This is a genomic window from Saccharothrix sp. CCNWYY140 (genome assembly GCF_037401995.1).
In the GTDB taxonomy this organism is placed as follows: Bacteria; Actinomycetota; Actinomycetes; order Mycobacteriales; family Pseudonocardiaceae; genus Actinosynnema.
The window spans coordinates 47181-68965 of record NZ_JBBEGC010000016.1 but is presented as its reverse complement, the minus strand read 5'-3'; the positions used below and the strand labels follow the sequence as shown (position 1 = coordinate 68965).

Annotated in this window: 20 protein-coding genes, 2 tRNA genes and 1 other RNA gene; 12 read left to right on the top strand and 11 right to left on the bottom strand. The window is 70.9% G+C overall.

Annotated features, from left to right (window positions below; all coding sequences use genetic code 11):
* Positions 1–65: 65 nt before the first annotated feature.
* Together WBN91_RS11560 and WBN91_RS11555 are read right to left on the bottom strand one after the other, a co-directional pair.
* The gene (locus WBN91_RS11560; RefSeq protein WP_337724112.1) at positions 66–1076 is read right to left on the bottom strand and encodes a ThiF family adenylyltransferase; all 1011 of its coding nucleotides are present in this window, start codon (positions 1074–1076) and stop codon (positions 66–68) included.
* A 126-nt stretch (positions 1077–1202) separates the two neighbouring features.
* Positions 1203–1358: a DUF5679 domain-containing protein gene (locus WBN91_RS11555; RefSeq protein WP_015098458.1), complete on the bottom strand. Its 156-nt coding sequence runs from the start codon at positions 1356–1358 to the stop codon at positions 1203–1205.
* A gap of 203 nt (positions 1359–1561) precedes the next feature.
* Here WBN91_RS11555 and WBN91_RS11550 point away from each other — a divergent pair, with 203 nt between their 5' ends.
* Complete coding sequence (locus tag WBN91_RS11550; RefSeq protein WP_121222674.1) at positions 1562–2089, top strand: M48 metallopeptidase family protein; 528 nt, start codon at positions 1562–1564, stop codon at positions 2087–2089.
* A gap of 54 nt (positions 2090–2143) precedes the next feature.
* Here WBN91_RS11550 and WBN91_RS11545 read toward each other — a convergent pair whose 3' ends face one another.
* Positions 2144–3463, bottom strand: coding sequence for a zinc-dependent metalloprotease (locus WBN91_RS11545; protein ID WP_337724111.1), 1320 nt, complete (start codon positions 3461–3463; stop codon positions 2144–2146).
* 82 nt (positions 3464–3545) lie between these two features.
* On the opposite strand from WBN91_RS11545, the gene WBN91_RS11540 reads away from it, so the two are divergent.
* Entirely contained in the window at positions 3546–4631 is a 1086-nt protein-coding gene (locus WBN91_RS11540; protein ID WP_337724110.1) for a YlbL family protein, read from the top strand.
* A gap of 339 nt (positions 4632–4970) precedes the next feature.
* On the opposite strand, the gene WBN91_RS11535 is transcribed toward WBN91_RS11540, so the two are convergent.
* A complete protein-coding gene (locus WBN91_RS11535; protein ID WP_337724109.1) occupies positions 4971–5513 on the bottom strand; it encodes a PPA1309 family protein in 543 nt (180 codons plus the stop codon).
* Positions 5514–5619: 106 nt separating this feature from the next.
* Between WBN91_RS11535 and WBN91_RS11530 the strand changes: the two genes are divergently transcribed.
* From WBN91_RS11530 to WBN91_RS11520, 3 genes are all read left to right on the top strand, one after another.
* The gene (locus WBN91_RS11530; protein ID WP_337724108.1) at positions 5620–8604 is read left to right on the top strand and encodes a UPF0182 family protein; all 2985 of its coding nucleotides are present in this window, start codon (positions 5620–5622) and stop codon (positions 8602–8604) included.
* 89 nt (positions 8605–8693) lie between these two features.
* Positions 8694–8770: transfer RNA gene (locus WBN91_RS11525), tRNA-Met, on the top strand.
* A gap of 128 nt (positions 8771–8898) precedes the next feature.
* Positions 8899–8972, top strand: a tRNA-Met gene (locus WBN91_RS11520).
* A gap of 64 nt (positions 8973–9036) precedes the next feature.
* Here the strand turns inward: WBN91_RS11520 and WBN91_RS11515 are convergent.
* Complete coding sequence (locus WBN91_RS11515) at positions 9037–9231, bottom strand: hypothetical protein (protein WP_121222664.1); 195 nt, start codon at positions 9229–9231, stop codon at positions 9037–9039.
* 379 nt (positions 9232–9610) lie between these two features.
* On the opposite strand from WBN91_RS11515, the gene WBN91_RS11510 reads away from it, so the two are divergent.
* From WBN91_RS11510 to WBN91_RS11485, 6 genes are all read left to right on the top strand, one after another.
* On the top strand, positions 9611–10111 hold the full coding sequence (locus tag WBN91_RS11510; RefSeq protein ID WP_337724106.1) for a PadR family transcriptional regulator: 501 nt from the start codon (positions 9611–9613) through the stop codon (positions 10109–10111).
* Positions 10112–10174: 63 nt separating this feature from the next.
* The gene (prfB, locus tag WBN91_RS11505; RefSeq protein WP_337724105.1) at positions 10175–11278 is read left to right on the top strand and encodes a peptide chain release factor 2; all 1104 of its coding nucleotides are present in this window, start codon (positions 10175–10177) and stop codon (positions 11276–11278) included.
* Between the two features lie 107 nt (positions 11279–11385).
* Positions 11386–12075 (top strand): cell division ATP-binding protein FtsE, encoded by a 690-nt coding sequence (ftsE, locus tag WBN91_RS11500; protein ID WP_337724104.1) that lies wholly within the window; start codon positions 11386–11388, stop codon positions 12073–12075.
* A gap of 36 nt (positions 12076–12111) precedes the next feature.
* Positions 12112–13011 (top strand): permease-like cell division protein FtsX, encoded by a 900-nt coding sequence (gene ftsX / locus WBN91_RS11495; RefSeq protein WP_337724103.1) that lies wholly within the window; start codon positions 12112–12114, stop codon positions 13009–13011.
* Positions 13012–13040: 29 nt separating this feature from the next.
* Positions 13041–13517, top strand: a complete 477-nt coding sequence (gene smpB / locus WBN91_RS11490; protein WP_337724102.1) for an SsrA-binding protein SmpB — start codon at positions 13041–13043, stop codon at positions 13515–13517.
* The gene (locus WBN91_RS11485) at positions 13514–14353 is read left to right on the top strand and encodes an amidohydrolase family protein (RefSeq protein WP_337724101.1); all 840 of its coding nucleotides are present in this window, start codon (positions 13514–13516) and stop codon (positions 14351–14353) included. Before smpB ends, WBN91_RS11485 begins: the two co-directional genes overlap by 4 nt.
* On the opposite strand, the gene WBN91_RS11480 is transcribed toward WBN91_RS11485, so the two are convergent.
* Both WBN91_RS11480 and WBN91_RS11475 read right to left on the bottom strand, forming a co-directional pair.
* A complete protein-coding gene (locus WBN91_RS11480) occupies positions 14350–14997 on the bottom strand; it encodes a response regulator transcription factor (RefSeq protein ID WP_337724100.1) in 648 nt (215 codons plus the stop codon). The two genes, WBN91_RS11485 and WBN91_RS11480, sit on opposite strands and share 4 nt — an antisense overlap.
* Entirely contained in the window at positions 14985–16232 is a 1248-nt protein-coding gene (locus tag WBN91_RS11475) for a sensor histidine kinase (RefSeq protein ID WP_337724099.1), read from the bottom strand. The genes WBN91_RS11480 and WBN91_RS11475 overlap by 13 nt, the downstream gene beginning before the upstream one ends.
* 167 nt (positions 16233–16399) lie before the next feature.
* Between WBN91_RS11475 and ssrA the strand changes: the two genes are divergently transcribed.
* Positions 16400–16774, top strand: a transfer-messenger RNA (tmRNA) gene (gene ssrA, locus WBN91_RS11470).
* Between the two features lie 41 nt (positions 16775–16815).
* On the opposite strand, the gene WBN91_RS11465 is transcribed toward ssrA, so the two are convergent.
* From WBN91_RS11465 to hrpB, 4 genes are read right to left on the bottom strand one after another with little or no spacing between them, the layout of a single operon-like run.
* Positions 16816–18363: a GMC oxidoreductase gene (locus WBN91_RS11465; RefSeq protein WP_337724098.1), complete on the bottom strand. Its 1548-nt coding sequence runs from the start codon at positions 18361–18363 to the stop codon at positions 16816–16818.
* 11 nt (positions 18364–18374) lie between these two features.
* On the bottom strand, positions 18375–18980 hold the full coding sequence (locus tag WBN91_RS11460) for an alpha/beta fold hydrolase (RefSeq protein ID WP_337724097.1): 606 nt from the start codon (positions 18978–18980) through the stop codon (positions 18375–18377).
* Positions 18977–19399 (bottom strand): hypothetical protein, encoded by a 423-nt coding sequence (locus WBN91_RS11455; RefSeq protein WP_337724096.1) that lies wholly within the window; start codon positions 19397–19399, stop codon positions 18977–18979. Before WBN91_RS11455 ends, WBN91_RS11460 begins: the two co-directional genes overlap by 4 nt.
* A gap of 53 nt (positions 19400–19452) precedes the next feature.
* Entirely contained in the window at positions 19453–21771 is a 2319-nt protein-coding gene (gene hrpB / locus WBN91_RS11450; protein WP_337724095.1) for an ATP-dependent helicase HrpB, read from the bottom strand.
* Positions 21772–21785: the final 14 nt, after the last annotated feature.

Here is a 21785-nt window from a genome sequence, read left to right as displayed (position 1 = left end):
CCGACGAACACCGACGACCGACTTGGTCCACACCTGAACCTACACAGCGCACCCTGAGGAACGACTCACACAAGCGAGCGGCACTCACAGCGGGGGTGCACGGGCGCGATCCGGTGTTCCACGAGCCCGGCGAACGCGTCTACCTCCAGTGTCGCGTCCCACGTGGGCGGGCGGGTGCGCGTGGTCGTCTCGTGGTCCAGCGCGAGCAGCACCTGCGCCGCCGCGAGCCCGGCCGTGGCGGTGACCGTGGCCAGGTCACCGTGCTGCGGCCGGTCGACCAGCTGGGCGGCCAGCACCGGCCAGTCCCGGTCGGCGTCGGTCCGGTGCAGGTCGGCGCACCTCAGGCAACTGCTGCGGCCCGGCACCACCAGCGGGCCGACCACGCCCAGGCCCTCGCGCACCTGGACCGCCAGGTGCGGCGTGCGGTCCAGCACCAGCCCGCGCAGCAGCTCGGGGCGGGGGACCGGGGCGTCGGCGAGCACCACCAGATCGGGTGTTTTCGTGCGCGGACCCGTGCGGACCGCGCCGCAGGCCCGGTGCAGGACGTCGGCGGCGGCGTCGAAGCGGAACCGGCCCACGTCGTCCTCGGTGTACCCGGCCCCGGTGTCCTCGGGACCCACCCGGCCCCGCGTGGTCACCCGCACGGAGCCGACGCCCGCGGCGGCGAGCAGACCGGCAACAGCGCTGGTCAGCCGCCCGTCACCGTGGACGACGACGGACTTCGCGGCCCGTTCGGCGGCCAGTGCGGGAGCGGGTCGGCCGGTGCGCAGCGCCCACGAGGTGGCCTCGGCGGCCAGCCGGGGGTGCGGCACGGGCACGGTCTCCTCGACCAGCCCGGTCGCGACGAGGGCGTCCACCAGCCGCACCCAGTCCTCGACCTGGTCGGCGGGGAGCCGGTCGCGCAGCTCGGCGGAGGTGTGCCGGCCGGAGAGGCCGAGCAGGGCCGTCGCCATCTGCGCCGTCAGGTCCTCGACCAGGACGGCGTGGCGGGCATCGGCGCCGAGCTGGACGGCGTCGGCGCGGCGGCGCAGCACGGGCAGGCCGGGCAGGACCCGGGGGCGGTGGGGTGGCGTCACGGCGAGCAGCCTGCCGCGACCCCGTGACCTGCGGCGAATCGGTTGTCCACAGGCCCTCGGGCTGTCCACAGCCCGGGTTGTCGGCCTTGACGGGTGGCCGGGCGCGGCGGCCCGGCCACCACGCGGTCAGACCTTCGCCTTGCCCAGGATCCGGGTCACCGTGGTCCCGCAGACGGGGCACTTGCCCTTGGCCATCCTGCGGTTGTTGCTCTCGTGCACCTCGCCCGTGAAGTCACGCTTCTCACGGCACTTGACGCAGTAGCCGTTGTAGGTCTCGGCCACGGCTTCCTCCTCGCTTCGTGAGTGCGGAGCGATCTGCGCCACACTCGGGGGCTGCGCAGCACGCTACCTGTGTGGACGCGCAACCGCTGCACGCCGCCTCCCGCGTGTCCAGCCGTCGTTCGGGCGAATCTGTTCCTCCGACCATCCACAGACCGCCGCTTGGCCGCCGCGGATTGTCGGTGTCGGGCCTTACCGTGATGCCCATGCCCGAACCGCAGGTGGAGGTACGGCGCAGCGCTCGGCGCCGTCGGATGGTGAGCGCGTACCGCGAGGGGGACACCGTCGTCGTCCTGCTGCCGGCGCGCATGAGCAAGAGCGAGGAGAAGCACTGGGTCGCGGAGATGCTCAGCCGCCTCCAGCGCAGCGAGACCCGCAGGCGTTCGCCCACGCGCACGTCGGACGCGGCCCTGCTCGCGCGGTGCGAGGAGCTGGCCGACCGCTACCTGGACGGCGTCCAGCCCAGCAGCGTGCGGTGGGTGCCGCCGATGCGCACGAGGTGGGCGTCCTGCACACCCAGCGAGGGCACGATCCGGATCAGCGAGCGGCTGCGCGACGTGCCCGCGTGGGTGCTCGACTACGTCCTCGTGCACGAACTGGCGCACTTGCGCGTGCCGGGCCACGGGAAGGACTTCTGGGACCTCGTCCACCGCTACCCGAAGGCGGAGCGGGCCGTCGGGTACCTGGAGGGGCTGTCGGCCGCCGCCGGTCTGGGCATCACGGAGGAGGACTAGAACGGGCGACGCCGACTCACCCGGGTGGGTGAGCCGGCGTCGGCGCGAACGAGGTCAGTCCTCGCGCTTGTCCTGCTCGGGCTCGTCGGTCGGGCCGTCGGCCTCGCGCAGGGTGCGCTCGAGTTCCGCCATCGGGTCCTCGAGGGCCTTGCGGGTCTGGCCGAACCGCTCCACGAACTCCATCGGGTCGTCCAGGTCCTCGGCGGTGGGCACCAGGTCGGGGTGCTCCCACACGCTGTCGCGCTGCTCGATCCCCTGCTGGTCGCCCAGCAGCTTCCACAGCGCCGCCGCCGACCGGTGCCGCCGGGGCCGCAGCTCCAACCCGACCAGCGTGGCGAACGTCTGCTCCGCCGGACCACCCGAGGCACGCCGCCGCCGCAGCGTCTCGCGCAACGCCTCCGCACCAGGCAGCCGCTCGGTGACCGCCTCCGCCACCACCACGTCCACCCAGCCCTCGACCAGGGCCAGCAGCGTCTCCAGGCGGGACAGCGCGGCCTGCTGCTCGGGCGTGGTCTGCGGTTCGAGCATGCCCGACTTCATGGCCTCCTCGATCGAGGCCGGGTTCGCCGGGTCCACCTGGCCGGCGAGCTGCTCCAGCGCGGAGGTGTCGACCGTGATGCCCCGCGCGAACTCCTCCACCGTGTCCAGCAGCCGCTGCCGCAGCCACGGCACGTGGCTGAACAGCCGCTGGTGGGCCGCCTCGCGCGCGGCGAGGAACACCAGCACCTCGCTGGCGGGCCGCTCCAGGCCCTCGGTGAACTTCTCGATGTTGGCCGGCAGCAGCGCCGCCGTCCCCTCCGGACCCAGCGGCAGGCCCACCTCGGTGGAGGTCAGCACCTCCGACCCCAGCTGCGCGAGCGCGCCACCCAGCTGCGACCCGAACGCCATCCCGCCCATCTGCCCGAGCATCGACAGCAGCGGACCGGCGGCCTCCTTGGCCTCCGCGGGCATCGCGTCCACCCACGCGCCGGACATCCGCCGCGCCACCGGGTCGCACAGCCGCTGCCACGTCGGCAGGGTGCGCTCCACCCAGTCGCGGGCGGTCCAGCCCTCGGCCTTGGTGGTGCCCGCGGGCAGCGCCGTGACCGGGTCGAGCCACATCTCCGCCAGGTGCACGGCGTCGGCCACCGCGCTGGTCTGGTCCGGGGCGAAACCCATGCCGCCCTTGCCCGCCAACTGCTGCAAGGCGATCTGCTTGGCGAGGTCGTAGTTGACCGGACCGGACGACGTGCCCGCGCCGCTGAACATCGCGCCCAGCTGGCTCAGCATCGCGCCCAGCTGCGAGAAGTCGAACGGGTTGCCGCCCGGCTCCTCGGGCCTCCGGTCGCGGTCGTCGGGGTCCTGCGGGCCGAACCCGAAGGGCACGTCACTCATGCCACCACGGTACGCGGGACACCGGTGGTGCGCGGGACCGGTTCGCCCACGGCGTGAGGGGGTGGCCGTTACCCTGTCGGGCGTGACCGAAGGCACCGACACCGTCGTGGACCAGCCGACCCCACCGCCCGCACCGCCCCGGCGCGGGTTGACCCGGCGGACGTGGACCCTGGTGATCAGCCTGGCGGTGGTGCTGGGCCTCGGCCTGCTCGGCGGGTTCGCGCGGGTGCCGTACGTGGCGCTCGGACCGGGCCCCACCTACGACACGCTCAGCCAGGTCAACGGCGCGGACGTGGTGCACATCGAGCGGCAGCAGACGTTCCCGACCAACGGCACGCTGACCATGACCACCGTGTCGCTCACCGACGACGTGTCGCTGTTCGGGGCGCTCGGGTTGTGGGTCAGCGGGCGGTACGCGCTCGCGCCGCGCGAGGAGTTCTTCCGGCCCGGCGAGAGCGAGCAGGACGTCCGCGACCAGAACGTGAAGGCGTTCCAGGACTCGCAGACCAGCGCCGAGGTCGCCGCGCTGCGCTACTTGCAGTACCCGATGAAGGTCGTCGCCGCCGAGGTCACCAAGGGCAGCGCCGCGGACAACGTGATCCAGCCCAACGACCGCCTGCTCGCGGTCAACGGCAAGGAGGTCACCCAGTACGAGGACGTCCGGACGGCGCTGGAGAACACCAAGCCCGGCGACCAGGTGGACATCACCTTCCAGCGCGAGTCCGCCCGCCAGACCGCGCGCGTGACCCTGGGCAAGCAGGAGGACCGGCAGAACGGGTTCCTCGGGGTGCTCCCGGTGGACCGCGCGGACGTCGACTTCGACATCAAGATCAGCCTGTCCGACGTGGGCGGGCCGTCGGCGGGGCTGCTGTTCGCGCTGTCGATCGTCGACAAGCTGACGCCGGGGGAGCTCAACGGCGGCCAGTCCGTGGCGGGCACCGGCGAGATCGACGACCGGGGCAACGTGGGGCGCATCGGCGGCATCAACTTCAAGATGGTGGCCGCCCACGAGGCCGGGGCGAAGACGTTCCTCGTGCCGGCGGGCAACTGCGACGAGGCCAAGCAGCACGCGCCCGAGGGCATGAAGCTGGTCAAGGTGGAGAAGCTGGCCGACGCCGTGTCCTCGCTGGAGGCGATCAACGCCGGCCGCGACTTCCCGACCTGCTGAGTCTGCGGCTCGGGCTGGGGCACGCGGGGCTGGCTGTGCGGGCCGGCTGTGCGGGCCGGCGGCGGGGCTGGGCCGGCGGGCCGTCGGTTGCGCCCGCGCGGCTCGGCTTGTGGTCGGGTTGGTGGGCTCGCGCGTGAGGTGCGGGTTTGAAGCACGCCGGCGTGGCCTCCGGCCCCCGGTTCCATTCTCCCACCGGGGACCGACAGTGCCGGGCGTGGAGGTCGCGCGGGACTTCGCGGTGGGCGGGAGTTGGTGGCGCGCGGGAGTCGGCGGCGACCGGAGGGCTCGGGCCGGCGGGTGGTGCGTCCTGGGAGCTCGTCGTGGTCCCGGGAGCTCGTCCTAGGGCTTCAGGGTCTCCAGGAGCGCGTCGGTGAGGTTCGGGGCCAACTCCGGGTGCTCGACCAGTTCCTCCGGCACCTCGGTGTTGCCGCGCAGGCGCAGCACGCACGCCGCCGAACCGTCCCGCAGCACGGCCGCCACCAGGCGGGCCTCGCGGCGTTGGGGGTGTTCGGCCGCGAAGCGGCGGGCCGCCTCGTCGTCCAGGTCGCCCTCGGCCAGCTGGGCCTCGGCCTCCGGCGGCAGGACGACGATCTCCTGCGCCAGCGCGCACCCGTGCACCACGTCCGGCCAGGCGATGCCGGCCAGCGCCTGGTCCAGCTGGTCCGAGGGCAGCGCGTCCTGGGCGATCGGGGTCAGCGGGGAGGCCGCCGGGTCGAGCTGGCCCGACAGCTCCGGCTGCTGCGCGAGCAGGTCCGCCGTCGGGACCAGCGCGAACAGCTGCGGCGGCTGGTTCCACCCGGCGGAGGACACGAACTGTTCGACCTCTCGGGCCACGGCGGGCAGCGCGACGGTCGGCTTCTCACTGGCTGGCACGCCCCTCATGGTCCCATCCACCCGAATCGACCGACCGAACGGGGAACCCTGGGCGGCCTCCGTACAGTTGGACAGAACGTACGAAAGCCATTACCGCGATCCAGGAGCGTGCCCAGTGGCCACTCGGCCCCCGGTCGGACTGCCCAGGCTGTCCCGTCGAAGCCGGATTCTGCTCATCGTCGGTGCGGTGGTCCTGGTCGGTCTGATCACCGGCTCCAGGTTGCTCGGCACCTACGTCAACTGGCTGTGGTTCGGCGAGGTCGGCTTCCGCAGCGTCTACGGAACCGTGCTGGCGACCCGCTTCGGGTTGTTCTTCGCGGTCGGGGCGCTGGTCGGCGGGCTCGTCGCGCTCAACCTGATCATCGCCTACCGGAGCCGGCCGGTGTTCGTGCCGGTGTCCGGGCCCGACGACCCGGTGGCCCGCTACCGCGCGGTGGTCACCCGGCGGATGAGGCTGTTCGCCATCGGCCTGCCGCTGCTGGTCGGCCTGATCGCGGGCACCTCGGCGCAGGGCGACTGGCAGCACCTCCAGCTGTTCCTCAACTCGGTGCCCTTCGGCGTCGAGGACGCCGAGTTCAAGCACGACATCAGCTTCTACGCCTTCGAGCTGCCCTTCTACACGTGGCTGCTGTCGTGGCTGTTCATCGCGACGGCGATCTCCTTCGTGGGCGCGGTGGTGGCGCACTACCTGTTCGGCGGCATCCGGCTCGCGGGTCGCGGCGGGCAGCTCTCCGGGCCGGCGCGCACCCACCTGTCCATCGTGGCCGGCGTGTTCGTGCTGCTCAAGGCGGTGGCGTACTTCTTCGACCGGTACCAGCTGCTGTTCAGCGACCGCAACGACAAGTTCATCGGCGCCACGTACACCGACCTGAACGCGGTGCTGCCGGCCAAGCTGATCCTGCTGTGCATCGCCGTGTTCTGCGCCCTGGCGTTCTTCGCGGGCGCCATCCTGCGCAACCTCCAGCTGCCCGCGATCGCCACCGTCCTGCTGGTGCTGTCGAGCATCCTGGTCGGCGCGGCGTGGCCGGCGGTGCTGGAGCAGTTCTCGGTGCGGCCCAACGCCATCGAGAAGGAAGCCGAGTCGATCAGTCGCAACATCGCGGCGACGAAGGACGCGTTCGGGCTCACCGACGACAAGGTGGAGACCAAACCGTACGAGGGCAAGCAGAACGTGTCGCTGGACGAGCTCAAGAGCGACCAGGCGACGCTGGGCAACATCCGCCTGCTCGACCCGGCCGTGATCTCCAAGACCTTCACGCAGTTCCAGCAGCTGCGGCCGTTCTACGCGTTCCCGGAGAAGCTGGACGTCGACCGGTACAAAGTGGACAACCAGCTCCAGGACTACATCGTCGCCGTCCGCGAGCTCCAGACCGCCGGCATCCCCGAGGGCCAGCGCGACTGGATCAACCAGCACCTGATCTACACCCACGGCAACGGCATCGTGTTCGCCGAGGCCAGCAAGATCAACTCGCCGGCGGACCAGGGCGGCAACGGCGGCTACCCGGTGTTCGACGTGGCCGAGGTGGACCCGGACGGCAAGGTCAAGCCCGGCCCGTTCGGCGTCCAGCAGCCGCGCACCTACTTCGGCGAGCTGGGCAACCGGGCCGACTACGCCATCGTCGGCGGACGCGGTGAGGGCTCGCCCGGCGAGTACGACACCGACCGCGCCCAGTACACCTACGACGGCAAGGGCGGCGTCCGCATCGGCGGCATCTTCAACAAGCTCGTCTTCGCCGCCGCCTACGGCGAGCGCAACATCCTGTTCAACTCGGCCATCACCGACGAGTCGCGGATCATCTTCAACCGCCACCCGCGTGACCGCGTCGAGGCCGTGGCGCCGTGGCTGACCGTGGACGCCGACCCGTACCCGGCGGTGGTGGACGGCAAGATCACCTGGATCGTCGACGGCTACACCACGCTGGAGAACTACCCGTACGCGCGCCGCACGTCGCTGGCGGCGGCCACGAACGACTCGCTGCCCGGCAGCATCCAGCAGCCGAACAAGCCGGTCAGCTACATCCGCAACTCGGTCAAGGCCACCGTGGACGCCTACGACGGCACGGTGACCCTGTACGCGATGGACGAGAAGGACCCGGTCCTCAAGGCGTGGATGGGCGTGTTCCCGGGCACGGTGAAGGCGGGCAGCGAGATGTCCCAGTCGCTGCGCGAGCACCTGCGCTACCCCGAGGACCTGTTCAAGGTGCAGCGCGACACGCTGGCCCGCTACCACGTCGACCAGCCGCGGGACTTCTACTCCGGCGTCTCGTTCTGGGGCGTGCCGTCCGACCCGACCGTGGACAACGCGACGACGGTCGAACAGCAGCAGCAGGGCAGCCAGCAGCAGCGCGACCAGCAGCCGCCGTTCTACGTGCTGGCGGGCGACCCGACCGGTGACCCGAACAAGGTGAGCTTCCAGCTGACCAGCGCGTTGGTGCGGCAGAACCGCGAGTTCATGGCGTCCTACGTCAGCGTCCGGTCCGATCCGGACAACTACGGGAAGATGAGCGTCCTCACGCTCAACAACGAGGCCAAGGGTCCCCAGCAGATCCAGACCCAGTTCCTCACCTCCGGCGAGGTGTCCGGTGAGCTGAACCTGCTGGCCCAGCGCCAGACGAAGGTGGTCTACGGCAACCTGCTGACCCTGCCGGTGGGCGGCGGCCTGCTCTACGTGGAGCCCATCTACATCGAGCGCGCCGGCCAGAACACGCAGTTCCCGCAGCTGTTCAAGGTCCTGGTCAGCTTCGGCGACAAGGTCGGCTACGCCAGCACGCTCAAGGAGGCCCTGGAGAAGGTCCTCACCGGCGCCGCGGCGCAGCTGCCCGACCAGCCGGGCACCACGCCGCCGAACACGACGCCGTCGTCGCCGAGCACCACGACGACGCCGCCGAACGGCAACGGGCAGACCACCGAGCTCCAGCAGGCGGTGCGCGACATCCAGAGCGCCCTGGCGGCCATCAAGGCCGCGCAGAGCAGCGGTGACTTCGCCGCCCTGGGCAACGCGTACAAGGCGCTGGACGACGCGACCAAGCGGTTCGAGACGGCCAGCGCGAACCAGCCGCCGGCGTCGTCGGTGCAGCCCTCGCCCACGCCCACGGGCTGAGCCGCGGGATGCGATCGGGTGGCCTGGAACACCTTCCGGCCACCCGATTTGCATCCTCGGTAAACCCCGCGTAGAGTTCGTATTACCGACGCGGGGTGGAGCAGCTCGGTAGCTCGCTGGGCTCATAACCCAGAGGTCGCAGGTTCAAATCCTGTCCCCGCTACCAAGGCGAAATCCCCTCCCCGGCAGCAATGCCGGGGAGGGGGTCTTTTCCCTGGTCGTGACCCCAGTGGTCGCGAGGGTGCACCCCGGTGAAAATGCGTTTCGCGGGTGGTGTAGAGTTGGTTGTAGCGGCGCGGGGTGGAGCAGCTCGGTAGCTCGCTGGGCTCATAACCCAGAGGTCGCAGGTTCAAATCCTGTCCCCGCTACTAATGCGAAGGCCCCCTCTCCGGATTACCGGGGAGGGGGCCTTTCGCGTGCACCGCTCTCGGCTCAGGTCATGTTTTCCGCCCAGTACTGCGCGCAGACCAGCGAGCAGACGCGGCCCTCGCCGCTGACCGTCCGGTGGCGCCGGATCTGCTTGCCGCAGACCATGCACTCGTCCTTGCCCGCCTGTTCCGGGATCGATCCGCTGGCCCAGGCGCGGGCGCTCTTGACGACCTTCGCTTCCATCCACTTGATGCCCACGGGGAACCTCCCAAAACGACGCCTACATGGAGTGATGATCCCAGCACTGGTCGTATCCGCCAGACCAGGAGCCCGACATCACCGGGTTGTGCTAAGCCTGGGGTGCGGAACCAAGACCAACAGAGCGGCGAGTCACGTTTGAGTTGCCGTTCGGGTGAACGCAAAAGTGCGGTTTCCCTTGTCCCGCAATGATTTTCCACCTGGGCTGGACACACCGGGTCAAGAGGCCGAAAGCGTGGCACTTGATCAGCGCCCCGTCACGCACCGGAGCTTCTCGTTGCTCCGCATGGCCCAACACCACTAGCCCGTGATCAGCCACTGTGGACAGAACGGCTGACCATTGTGGACAGCCGCACTCGGAAGTGGCACCGTTGACGATGTGTCGGACCTGAACGCGACTGCCGCCGCCCTGCTCGGGCTGCTGCACGACGGACCCAAGACCGGTGGCCAGCTCGTGGCTGAGGCCGGAGAGCGCTTCGGCGCGTTCTTCAGCGTCACCCGGAGCCAGGTCTACCGCGAGTTGCCCGCACTTGCCGACGCCGGTCTGCTGCGCCTCGGCAAGCAGGGCCCGCGCTCCAGTCAGCAGTACGTGCTGACCGCAGCGGGCAAGAAGGCCTTCAAGAACTGGCTGCTGTCCGAGCCCGGCCCGGACCACCTCCGCAGCCCGCTCATCCTGCGGCTGGTGCACGCCGGCTCGCTGACCGCCAAGCAGCGCCAGGCGCTGGTGGACGCGGCCCGCGCGAGCTACGGAGCCTCCCAGGAGGCCGCCAAGACGGCGGTCAAGACGGCGGAGGACGCCTACGCCAAGGCGGTGGCCGAGTTCGGCCTGGCCCACGCCAAGGCCGTGCTCAAGCTGCTCGACGCCATCCCGACCGGCTGAACCCCGGGCACGTCCGCGCCGACCGGTCGCACTCCGCGACCGGTCCTGGCGTAATCTTCTGCCGTGAACCCGGACGTCGAAGCAGACATCAAGGACCTCTCCGCCACGCTCGCGAGCATCGAGGCGGTGATGGACCTCGATTCGCTGCGCGCCCAGGTCGCGGAGCTGGAGGAGCAGGCGGCCCGCCCCGACCTGTGGGACGACCAGGAGAAGGCGCAGCGCGTCACCAGCCAGCTCTCCCACAAGCAGGGTGAGCTGCGTCGCGTCACCGGCCTGCGCGACCGCCTCGACGACCTCGGCGTGCTCTACGAGCTGGCCGAGGACGAGGGCGACGCGGGCAGCCTCGCCGAGGCCGACACCGAGCGCGTCAAGCTGCGCGACGAGATCTCCTCCCTGGAGGTCCGCACGCTGCTGTCCGGCGAGTACGACGAGCGCAACGCCCTGGTCACCATCCGTGCCGAGGCGGGCGGCGTGGACGCCGCGGACTTCGCCGAGATGCTCCTGCGCATGTACTCGCGGTGGGCGGAGCGCCACGGCTACGGCGTCGACGTGTTCGACACCTCCTACGCCGAAGAGGCGGGCATCAAGTCCGCGACCTTCCGCGTCACCGCCCCCTACGCCTACGGCACGCTCAGTGTCGAGCAGGGCACGCACCGCCTCGTGCGCATCTCGCCGTTCGACAACCAGGGCCGCCGGCAGACGTCGTTCGCGGGCGTCGAGGTGGTGCCCGTGGTCGAGCAGACCGACCACGTCGACATCGACGAGAAGGACCTGCGCGTCGACGTCTACCGCTCGTCGGGCCCCGGCGGCCAGGGCGTGAACACGACCGACTCGGCGGTGCGCCTCACGCACATCCCGACCGGCATCGTCGTGTCCTGCCAGAACGAGCGCAGCCAGCTCCAGAACAAGGCCACCGCGATGGCGGTCCTCCAGGCCAAGCTGCTGGAGCGCCAGCGGCAGGAGGAGCAGGCCAAGATGGACGCCCTCAAGGACACCGGGTCCAGCTGGGGCAACCAGATGCGCTCCTACGTGCTGCACCCGTACCAGATGGTCAAGGACCTGCGCACCGAGCACGAGGTGGGCAACCCGTCGGCCGTGCTCGACGGCGAGATCGACGAGTTCCTGGAGGCGGGCATCCGCTGGCGCAAGCAGCAGCAGAGCGCCTGAGATTGACCTTTTCGTGATCGGTTCGTGATCGTTCAAGTCCTCCGTCTCGCCGCACTAAGGCGGGCGAGACGGAGGCTTTACCCAGGCCACGGGTAGACTCCCCCGTCGTGATTCGCCTCGAACACGTGTCCAAGGTCTACAAGACCTCCACGCGCCCCGCGCTCGACAACGTCTCCGTCGAGCTTGACAAGGGTGAGTTCGTGTTCCTGATCGGGCCTTCGGGGTCCGGCAAATCCACGTTCCTGCGCCTCTTGCTGCGCGAGGAGGTGCCCAGCAAGGGTCGCGTGTACGTGTCGAACTTCGACGTGGCCAAGATGTCCCGGCGCAGGGTCCCCCGCCTGCGCCAGTCCATCGGCTGCGTGTTCCAGGACTTCCGGCTGCTGACCAACAAGACCGTGGCGGAGAACGTCGCGTTCGCGCTGGAGGTCATCGGCAAGCCGCGCAACACCATCGTCAAGGTGGTGCCCGAGGTGCTCCAGCTGGTCGGTCTGGACGGCAAGGCCGACCGGATGCCGCACGAGCTCTCGGGCGGCGAGCAGCAGCGGGTCGCGATCGCGCGCGCGTTCGTGAACCGGCCGCTGGTGCTGCTGGCCGACGAGCCGACCGGAAACCTGGACCCGGACACGAGCCAGGACATCATGCTGCTGCTGGAGCGGATCAACCGCACCGGCACGACGGTGCTGATGGCCACCCACGACCACTCCATCGTCGACTCCATGCGCCGCCGCGTGGTCGAGTTGGACCACGGCCGCATCATCCGCGACGACGCGCGGGGTGTTTACGGCGTGGGCCGCTAAACCCCCAACCCCCGACCCCGAGGAACGTCTCCCCCGATGCGTACCAGCTTCGTCTTCAGCGAGGTCGTCACCGGCTTGCGCCGGAACGTCACGATGACCATCGCGATGATCCTGACGACCGCGATCTCGCTCTTCCTGCTCGGCGTCGGCCTCCTCATCGTCCGCATGGTCGACAAGGTGCAGGACAACTACCAGAGCAAGCTCGAGGTCTCGGTCCTGCTCACCAACGACGTCAGCGCGAACGACAAGGACTGCGCGCAGCAGCCGTGCGCGGGCCTGCGCAGTGCCCTGGAGACCACGTCCGGGGTGGAGACGGTCGTCTACGAGAACCGCGAGAAGGGCTACGAGCGGTTCAAGGAGATCTTCGAGGCGCAGCCGGAGCTGGTGAAGCTCGCCCGCCCCGAGGCGATCCCCGCCACGTTCCGGGTCAAGCTGGAGGACCCCGAGCGCGCCGACGTCATCGTGCAGGCGTTCAGCGGCAAGGCGGGCGTGAAGGCCGTCAACGACCAGGGCGAGTTCCTGGGCCGGCTGATCGACCTGTTCAACGGCCTGCGCAACGGTGTCCTCGGCTTCGCCCTCATCCAGGCGCTGGCCGCGTTGCTGCTGATCTCCAACACCATCCAGGTGTCGGCGTTCACCCGGCGCACCGAGGTCGGCATCATGCGCCTGGTGGGCGCCACCCGGTGGTACACGCAGCTGCCGTTCCTCATCGAGGCGGTGGTGGCGGGCCTGGTCGGCGCGATCGTCGGCCTGGGCTTCCTGGCGGCGGGCGCGATCGGCGTGACGAAGATGTCCGGCGACCTGTTCTCGTCCCAGATCCTGCCGCCGATGGGCTTGCTGGACGTGGTGATCGTGTCACCGATCCTGCTCGGCGTCGCGGTGCTCATCTCGGCGCTGACCGGGTACGTCACACTGCGGTTGTACGTGCGCATTTAATGCCTGGCGTGGTCACGTAAGGTTTCGGCATGGTCAAGGAACGCGGTCAGAAGGTGATCGCGTCGAACCGCAAGGCTCGGCACGACTACACCATCCTCGACACCTACGAAGCGGGTGTCGTGCTCGTCGGCACCGAGGTGAAGAGCCTGCGCATGGGCCGGGCGTCCCTTGTGGACGCCTTCGCCCAGGTCGACGACGGCGAGATCTGGCTGCACGCGCTGCACATCCCGGAGTACGTGGCCGGGACCTGGACCAACCACGAGGTCCGCCGCAAGCGCAAGCTCCTGCTGCACCGCAAGGAGATCGAGCGGCTGATCGGCAAGACCAAGGAGAGCGGTCTGTCGCTGATCCCGTTGCAGATGTACTTCAAGGACGGGTACGTCAAGGTCGAGATCGCGCTCGCGCGCGGCAAGAAGGCCTACGACAAGCGGCAGGACCTGGCCAAGCGGGACGCTCAGCGGGAGATCCAGAAGGCGCACGGGCGCGCTCTCAAGGGCCGCTATTGAACCTCGTCGACATGCACGTGCACTTCATGCCGGAGCGCGTGCTCGACAAGGTGTGGTCGTACTTCGACGCGGCCTCGGAGCACTACGGCGTGTCCTGGCCGATCCACTACCGGTTGCCGGAGGCGGAGCGGTTGGCCGCGCTGCGGTCGTTCGGCGTGGTCGGCTTCGCGCCGCTGGTGTACGCGCACAAGCCGGGCATGGCGGAGTGGCTGACGGAGTGGGCGCTGGAGTTCGGGACGTCGGTGCCCGAGGCCGTGCCGACGGGCACGTTCTTCCCCGAGCCCGGGGCGTCGGGGTACGTCTCGCGTGCCTTGTCCCGGGGTGCGCGGTGCTTCAAGGCGCACGTGCAGGTCGGTTCGTACGACCCGCGTGACCAGTTGTTGGACGACGTCTGGGGCTTGCTCGCCGAGGCCGCGGTGCCGGTGGTCGTCCACTGCGGGCACGGGCCGATCCCCGGCTCGCACACCGGGTTGGACGTGTTCGAAGAGGTCCTCAAGCGACACCCGGCGCTGGTGGCGGTGGTGGCGCACGCCGGTATGCCGGACTACTCGGGTGCGCTGGACCTGGTGTCGAGGTACGACGGCGTGCACCTGGACACCACGATGGTGGGCGTGCCGTTCACCGAGGCGCAGGCGGCGCTGCCGCGTGACTGGGCGTCCCGGCTGGTCGACGTGTCGGACCGGGTGGTGCTCGGGTCGGACTTCCCGAACATCCCCTACGAGTACCGGGTGCAGCTCGACGCGATCGAGTCGTGGGCGGCGGCGGACGACCGGCTCGGCGCGGACTTCCTGCGGGCCGTGCTGCACGACAACGCGGCCCGCCTGCTGCGGCTCTAGCCGGTGATGTCCAGGTAGGCCAGGACGGCTCGGACTCGGCGGTGTTCCGAGGTGCTGGGTTCCAGGCCGAGCTTGGCGAAGATGTTGCCGACGTGCTTCTCCACCGCGCCGTCCGAGACGACCAGGGACTTGGCGATGGCGGTGTTGGACAAGCCCTGGGCCATCAGGCCCAGGACTTCGCGTTCGCGTTGCGTCAGGGAGTCCACCGGCTTGCGGCGGCTGCGGACCATGAGCTGGGTGATGACCTCGTGGTCGATGCTGGTGCCGCCCTCGGCCACCCGGCGCACCGCCGCGACGAACTCCGAGACGTCCGAGACCCGTTCCTTGAGCAGGTAGCCGACGCCGTTCGCGCCGCCGGCCAGCAGCTCGACCGCGTAGCGCTCCTCCACGTACTGCGACAGCACGAGCACCGGCAGGTTCGGCACCCGCCGGCGGGCCTCGATCGCCGCTCGCAGGCCCTCGTCGGTGAAGGTGGGGGGCATCCGCACGTCCACCAGGGCCAGGTCCGGTTTGTGCTGGTCGATGGCGGCGAGCAGGGCTTCGCCGTCCTCGACGGCCGCCACGGTCTCGATGCCCTCGTCCGCCAGCAGGCGTTCCACGCCCGACCTGAGCAGCACCGAGTCCTCGGCGATCACCACGCGCACGGCAGCTCCGTTCGGATGACGGTCGGCCCCCCTTCGGGGCTGACCACGACGACCACGCCGTCAATGGTCGCAGCCCGGTCCGCCAAGCCCGCGAGGCCTCCGCCGGGACGCACCTGGGCGCCGCCGTGGCCGTTGTCGGTGATCTCCACGACCACGGAGTTCTCGGTGCGGCTGACGCGGACCGCGGCCTGCGTGGCGCCGGCGTGCTTGGCGATGTTGGTCAGGGCCTCGGCGACGGTGAAGTAGGCCGTGCTCTCCACCGCTGTCGGCGGGCGCGGGTCGACGTCCACCGAGACCTCGACCGGGATCGGGCACTTCGCCGCCAGGGACGACAGGGCGGCGTCCAGGCCCCGGTCGCCCAGCACCGACGGGTAGATGCCGCGGGCCAGGTCGCGCAGTTCGGAGATGGCGAGCTTGGCGTCGGCGTGGGCCTCGGCGATCAGTTCGGCCGCCGCCTCCGGGTCGGTCTCCATCTTGTTGCGCGCCCGGCCCAGGCCCATCGCCACCGCCACCAGTCGCTGCTGGGCGCCGTCGTGCAGGTCGCGTTCGATGCGCCGGCGCTCGGCCTCGGCCGCCTCGACACCGCGGGCGCGGCTGGCGGACAGGTGGTCGGCCTTGGCCTCCAGCATGGCCGTGCGGGACGGTCCGAGCAGTCCCTGCGCGAGGGCCGCGTGCGCCCGGCCCAGGCCCTTGACCAGCGGCATCACGATGATCGCGAGCACGATGCCCAGCGCGGTGACCACGATGCCCTCCGGGATGGAGTCGAGCAGCCACACGGAGTTGCCCAGCGTGATCTCGAAGGTCGCGGGCAGGTAGTTGTAGTAGAACGGGAAGAACACCAAGCCCAGCACCGCCGGCCACAGGGCCACGACCAGCGCGAACTCCGTGACCCCGAGCGGGAGCATGATCAGCCAGTAGGTGAAGTCGCGCCACGTGGCCGGGTCGGTCATCAGCGCCTTGGCCCGCTGGTAGGTGTTGCCCTCGGGCAGCGGCCGGTAGGGCTGGGGGATGTGGACCCCCAGCGCGACCCGCAGCCAGGACCGTTCGGCGGTCGCGGCGGCGCGGGCCAGCACGAGGGTCAGCGCCAGCAGCGGGAACCCGACCCAGACCACCATCGTGCCGACGCTCACGGCCAGCAGCGGCACCAGCAGGCAGAACCAGAACAGCCCGGTGACGAGGTTGAGCAGGAAGTACCCGCTGGTCCTCGCGATGTCGGGGTTGGCCCGCTCAGTCATGTGTGTTCCCCACCTTCACGCCCTGATGTTGCCCGACCAGCATCACCCGTGCGTGTGGCCGCGGACCATCAGGTCGACCGGCGTTCGGGGGGTGGGGACAGCCCTACCAGGGTATTGGAATGAACCGGCCGGTCGCGGACGTTATGATGGTGAGGAACTACCGACCAGGGGGTGAACGGTTTCGACTTTGTGCGTTGATCCAAGGGAAGCGTGCCGGTGCAGGCGAGAGACCACCGCAAGCGTCATCGCAAACCAATAAGCGCCGAGTCTAACGACCAGCGCGCGTTCGCCCTCGCCGCCTGAGGCTAGGAGCGACGCTGTCGGCCCGGTGGTGCCTCCGCTCCGGTCGCCGGCATCAGCTAGGGGGCTTCACCTCCGTTCCCGGTCACGGGGAGCGGTAGGGACACCTCACAGTGACTGGGCCCGTCACGACGACTTGTCCGCGTGATCGTCGGGGCCGAGTAGAGGCGTAGCGGACTGCGCACGGAGAAGCCTTGGTGAAACGGCAGAGGACCCGGGTTCGATTCCCGGCACCTCCACCTCGAACGGCGGACGTCCCCACTCGGGACGTCCGCCGTTGTCGTCAGCGGTCTTCGCGCAGGATCGTCGCCAGGTTGCGTTCCGCCAGCGCGGTGATGGTGACGAACGGGTTCACGCCCAGGGAGCCGGGAATCAGGGCTCCATCGGTCACGTACAGGTTCCGGTACCCCTTCACCCGGCCGTGGGTGTCGGTGGCCTTGCCCAGGACCGCCCCGCCGAGCGGGTGGTAGCAGAAGTCGTCCGCGAAGGCCTTGCCGCCGCCGAAGACGTCGTAGCGGTACGTGGTGCCGTTGGCGTCGTTGATCTGGTCGAACGTGCCGGAGGCGGCCAGGGTGGACTGGGTGCCCTGCCACTGGAGGACGGCCCGGTCGGTTGCCGGGTCGTAGGTGAACCGGCCGCGGTCCTCGTTGCGGGTGATCGCCAGGTAGAGGCTGACGTAGGTCTCGATGCCCGCGGGCACGGGCGCGACCTCGGCGAGGACCTGGCGGGACGGGTCGGTGATGGCCAGGACCGGGATCGAGGACTGCCGGGAACCGGTCGGCTCCAGCAGGTGGTTGTTGCGGGCGACCATGACGTTGCCGTTGGGGCCCCAGCCCTCGCCGACCTCGGCGGGCAGGTCCGGCAGGTCGCCGGTGTCCCGGGCGCGCAGCAGGAGTTCCGTGGTGCCGAGGCTGCCCGCGCCGAGGAACAGTCGGTCGCACGTCACGTGCTTCTCCGCCACGACCGCCCCGTCCGGCGTGCTCTCGCGGACCGCCAGGGCGTAACCGGCGCCCTGGCGGGTTATGCGGGTCACCTGGTGCAGTGGCGCGATGGTGACGTTGCCGGTGCGCACGGCGTCCGCGAGGTAGCCCTGGTCGAGGGTGAACTTGCCGTGGTTGTTGCCGTAGATGACCTCGGTGCCCAGCGCCGACTTGGGCACCTCGCCCCGCTCCTCGCGCGCCATGTAGTCGAACGAGTAGACGTTGGGCAGGAACGTGGTGTCGAAGCCGGCGCGGGCCGCCGCCGTCCGGGACAGCCGGGAGAACCGGTAGTAGTCGCTCGCCTCGAAGTAGGGCGCGGGGATGTCGTTGACCCGCAGCATCCGGTTCGCCAGCGGGTAGAACCGGTCGTACATCTCCGCCGCGTCCACGGTCGGGAACTGCCTGGTGAAGTAGTCGCGGTCCGGGGTGACGGCCATGCCGCCGTTGACCAGCGACCCGCCGCCGACACCCCGGCCGACGTACACGCCCATGCCCGGGAAGTTCACCCGGTCGAGGACGCCCGCGTGCCGCCGGATCGGCCGGTTCGCCAGGTCCAGGAACAGGACCCCGTTGACCGGGGCCTCGGTGCGGTCCTTGAACCACATCGAGCGGTGGTCGGGGAAGAGCATCCCGCAGAACACCTTGCCGTCCGGGCCGGGCGTGTCCCACCGCTGACCCATCTCCAGCACCAGCGTCCGGATGCCCGCCTCGCCCAGGCGCAGCGCCGACACCGCCGCCCCGTACCCGCTGCCCACGACGACGGCGGGGACGTGCGAGGTGGTGGCGTTGGCCTTGGGGCCTAAGAGGGTGAGGGCGGTGGCACCTAAGAGGGCACGGCGGGTGATCGTCATGTCACCCGAGGCTAGCGGTGTTTCAGAAAATCCTTCACAAGGGTCGCGACCAGGTGCGGGTCGGTCGCCAGCACGGCGTGCGAGTCGTCGTAGCGCTCGACGGTGATGTTCGCGGGCAGGGTCGGCAGGTCCCGTTCCAGGCCCGCCGCGTAGCTGTCGAACAGCAGTTGACCTGGGAACGGCTTGGTGGCGACGGCCAGCAGCATCGGGCAGCGGACCTCCCGGAAGACCTCGAAGCAGTCCAACTCCTCCATCGCCTGCTGGAGTTCGGGCTGCCCGTACGCCTTGAACCGCTCCCGCAGGTCGGCGATCGCCGCCAGGTCCGGGTCCACGTGCCGCTGCGGCTGCGTGGGCACGCCGTGCCCGTCGATGTCGATCACGGCCGGGCACTCGGGGTGCCGCCGACCCCACAGCGCCGCGACCATGCCGCCCAGCGACATGCCCAGCACCGCCGGGTTGTCGGTGGCGTGCGGCTCGATCCGGTCGAGCACCGATTCCCAGTCCCACGGCCCTTCCAGCGGTAATGCGATCACCTCGTGGACGCCGCGCAGTTCCTCGACCACCGGGTCCCAATCGGACGGCGACCCGCCCGCACCGTGCAACGCCAGCACCTTCACGCGTTCAACCTCGCTCTCACCGAGTCCGTGGTGACGCCGCCCTCGGCGTCCCTGGTCAACTTCCCGCGCCGCACGAGGTCGTGGACGCCCTGCTTGGTGACGCCCAACATCGCGCCCGCGACGGAGTACGACACCGACCGCGCGGCCGGGTGGCCGACGCGTCTCGCGGTGGCGCGGCCCAGCGGGGTGCGCCACCAGTCGGCGGGCGGGTCGAACGGGCCGTCGCCCGGGTACAGCGCGCCGATCAGCCGGGCGAGCGCGTGCACGGCCGCCGGGTGGTCGTCGCCCTCGATCACCTCGGCCGTCCGCCGGGCCAGGGCGTCGACGCGGTCGGGCAGGTCGGCGGCGTCGCCGAAGAGGATCTCGACCGGGTCGAGCAGCCGCGTGCGGATGACCGCGGCGATCTGGTCCGCGAGCATGACCCACCTCCTTGACGACCATCGTCAAGTACTTGACGGCTGCCGTCAAGTAGCTAGCGGCGGGCGGGAGTGGCGGTGAACGGGTCCTCCGGCCAGCGGTGCTTGGGGTAGCGGCCCCGCAGCTCCGCGCGGACCTGCGGGTACCCGGTGCGCCAGAACGACGCCAGGTCGCCGGTCACCGCCGTCGGTCGGCCCGCCGGGGACAGCAGGTGCAGCACGACCGGGGCGCGGCCGTCCGCGAGCCGGGGCGTGTCGGTCCAGCCGAACACCTCCTGCACCTTGACCGGCAGCACCGGCTCGGGGCCCGAGTAGTCCACCCGGATGCGGGACCCGGACGGCACCTCCAGCCGGTCCGGCGCCCACTCGTCGAACCTCGCCGCCGCCGGCCACGGCAGCAGTGCCCGGACCGCGGGCTCGGCGTCGATCTTCGCCAGGTCCGCGCGGCGGCGGGCCGTGCCCAGGTCGAGGACGGCCAGCAGGGCGTCGTCGGTCGGGTCGGGCCACGGTTCGCCCAGGACGCGGTGCAGGAACGCCAGCCGCTCGCGCGTCCGGGTCGCGTCGGCGGACCAGCGCAGCAGCCCCAGACCCTCGGTGCGCAGACCGGTGAGCAGCGCGGACCTGGTCGCCTCCGGGTCGCGCAACGGTTTGGCCGCCAACGTGATCGCGCCCAGCTTGAGCACGCGGTTCGCGACGATGTCACCGTCCCAGCGGACGTCGTCCTCCTCGGCGAGCAGGGTCGGCGCGGCCTGGCGGGCCAGCTCCTCCGACGCCCGCGCGGCCAGCCGGATCCGCCCGTGGCTGCGCCCCGGCTCCCGGTCGGCGACCGCGACGGCGAGCCACTCCGCGTCGCTCAACGCCCCCGCCGGCAGTTCCGCCGCCGTCCCGCCCGCCATCAGGTAGACCGGCGAACCGGGGGACCGCCTGCGCGCCAACCGCTCCGGGTACGCGAGCGCGACCACCAACGCCACGGGGTCCTCGACCGGCTTGGTGGCCTGTGGGGCCTCGACCAGGGCCGCTAGGCGGCGGGCTTCGCGCGGGTCGGCGTCGCGGGTGGACAGTTCGACGCTCGCGGCGGTGCGGTCGTTGTCGAGCACGGCCACCACCTCGGCGGCCTTCCGCGGGCCGACCAGCGCGGCGCCGTCGAGCAGGGCGCGGGCCAGGCGGGGGTGGAGGCCGAGGTCGGCCATCTTGCGGCCCCGGTCGGTGATCTCCGGATCAAGGGCGCCCAGCGCGCGCAGGACCGAGCGGCCCGCGTCGAGGGCGCCCGGTGGAGGAGCGTCCCACCAGCTCAGGCCCTCGCCGGTGGGCACGCCCCAGCACGCCAGCTCCAGCGCCAACCGGGTCAGGTCGGCGGTGCGGATCTCCGGCTCCGGGTAGCGCGGCAGCGTGCTGTGCTCGTGCTCGGGCCAGCACCGATAGGCCCGGCCCGGAGCCTCGCGACCCGCCCGACCCGCGCGCTGGTCGGCCACGGCCGCGCTCACCCGCACGGTCGCCAGCCCGGACAGACCGCGTAGGTGGTCCACCCGAGGCACCCGCGAGAGGCCCGAGTCCACCACCGCCCGCACGCCCGGCACGGTCAGGCTCGACTCGGCGATCGCCGTCGCCAGCACCACCCGCCGCCGCGTGCCGGGGCGCAGCGCCGCGTCCTGCACGCCGGAGCCGAGCCGGCCGTGCAGCGGGACCACGTCCACGCCGTCCAGCAACGCCGTGCAGCGGCGGATCTCGGCCACCCCGGGCAGGAACGCCAGCACATCACCGTCCACTTCGGACAGCGCGCGGCGGACGGCCCGCGCCACGCACGCCTCGATCCGCTCGCCCCGCAGCGGTGGCGTGTACGCGATCTCCAGCGGATGGGTCTGCGCGGTCACGCGGAGGACCGGCGCGTCCCCGAGCAGGGCGGCCAGCCGGTCCGCCGCGACCGTCGCGGAGGTCGCCAGCAGCTTCAGGTCCGGCCGCAGGCCCGCCCGCGCGTCCAGCAGCAACGCCAGCAGCAGGTCCGCGTCCAGGTGCCGCTCGTGGCACTCGTCGAGCAGCACGGTGTCCACGCCCGCCAGCTCCGGGTCGTGCTGCAACCGCCGCACCAGCAAGCCGGACGTCACCACCTCGATCCGCGTGTCGCGCGAAGTCTTCCGGTCGCCGCGCACCGAGTAGCCCACGGTCTTCCCGACCGGCTCGCCCAGCAGGCTCGCCATCCGCGCGGCGGCGGCGCGGGCCGCGATGCGCCGGGGTTCCGCGACGACCACGCGACCCTTCAGCGCCAACGGCACGAGGGTCGTCTTGCCGGTGCCCGGTGGGGCGACCAGGACCGTGGTCCCGTGCGCGTCCAGGGTGCGCACGAGTTCGTCCAAGACCCCGGTGATCGGCAGCTCCACGGTGAGCCAGTGTG

Excerpts from the sequence above, each read along its gene's own strand:
- WBN91_RS11455 (WP_337724096.1), bottom strand. The coding sequence starts at position 19,399 with ATGCTCGCGGACCAGATCGCCGCGGTCATCCGCACGCGGCTGCTCGAC.
- WBN91_RS11550 (WP_121222674.1), top strand. The coding sequence starts at position 1,562 with ATGCCCGAACCGCAGGTGGAGGTACGGCGCAGCGCTCGGCGCCGTCGG.
- ftsX (WP_337724103.1), top strand. The coding sequence starts at position 12,112 with ATGCGTACCAGCTTCGTCTTCAGCGAGGTCGTCACCGGCTTGCGCCGG.
- WBN91_RS11545 (WP_337724111.1), bottom strand. The coding sequence starts at position 3,463 with ATGAGTGACGTGCCCTTCGGGTTCGGCCCGCAGGACCCCGACGACCGC.
- WBN91_RS11475 (WP_337724099.1), bottom strand. The coding sequence starts at position 16,232 with ATGACTGAGCGGGCCAACCCCGACATCGCGAGGACCAGCGGGTACTTC.
- WBN91_RS11465 (WP_337724098.1), bottom strand. The coding sequence starts at position 18,363 with ATGACGATCACCCGCCGTGCCCTCTTAGGTGCCACCGCCCTCACCCTC.
- WBN91_RS11535 (WP_337724109.1), bottom strand. The coding sequence starts at position 5,513 with ATGAGGGGCGTGCCAGCCAGTGAGAAGCCGACCGTCGCGCTGCCCGCC.
- smpB (WP_337724102.1), top strand. The coding sequence starts at position 13,041 with ATGGTCAAGGAACGCGGTCAGAAGGTGATCGCGTCGAACCGCAAGGCT.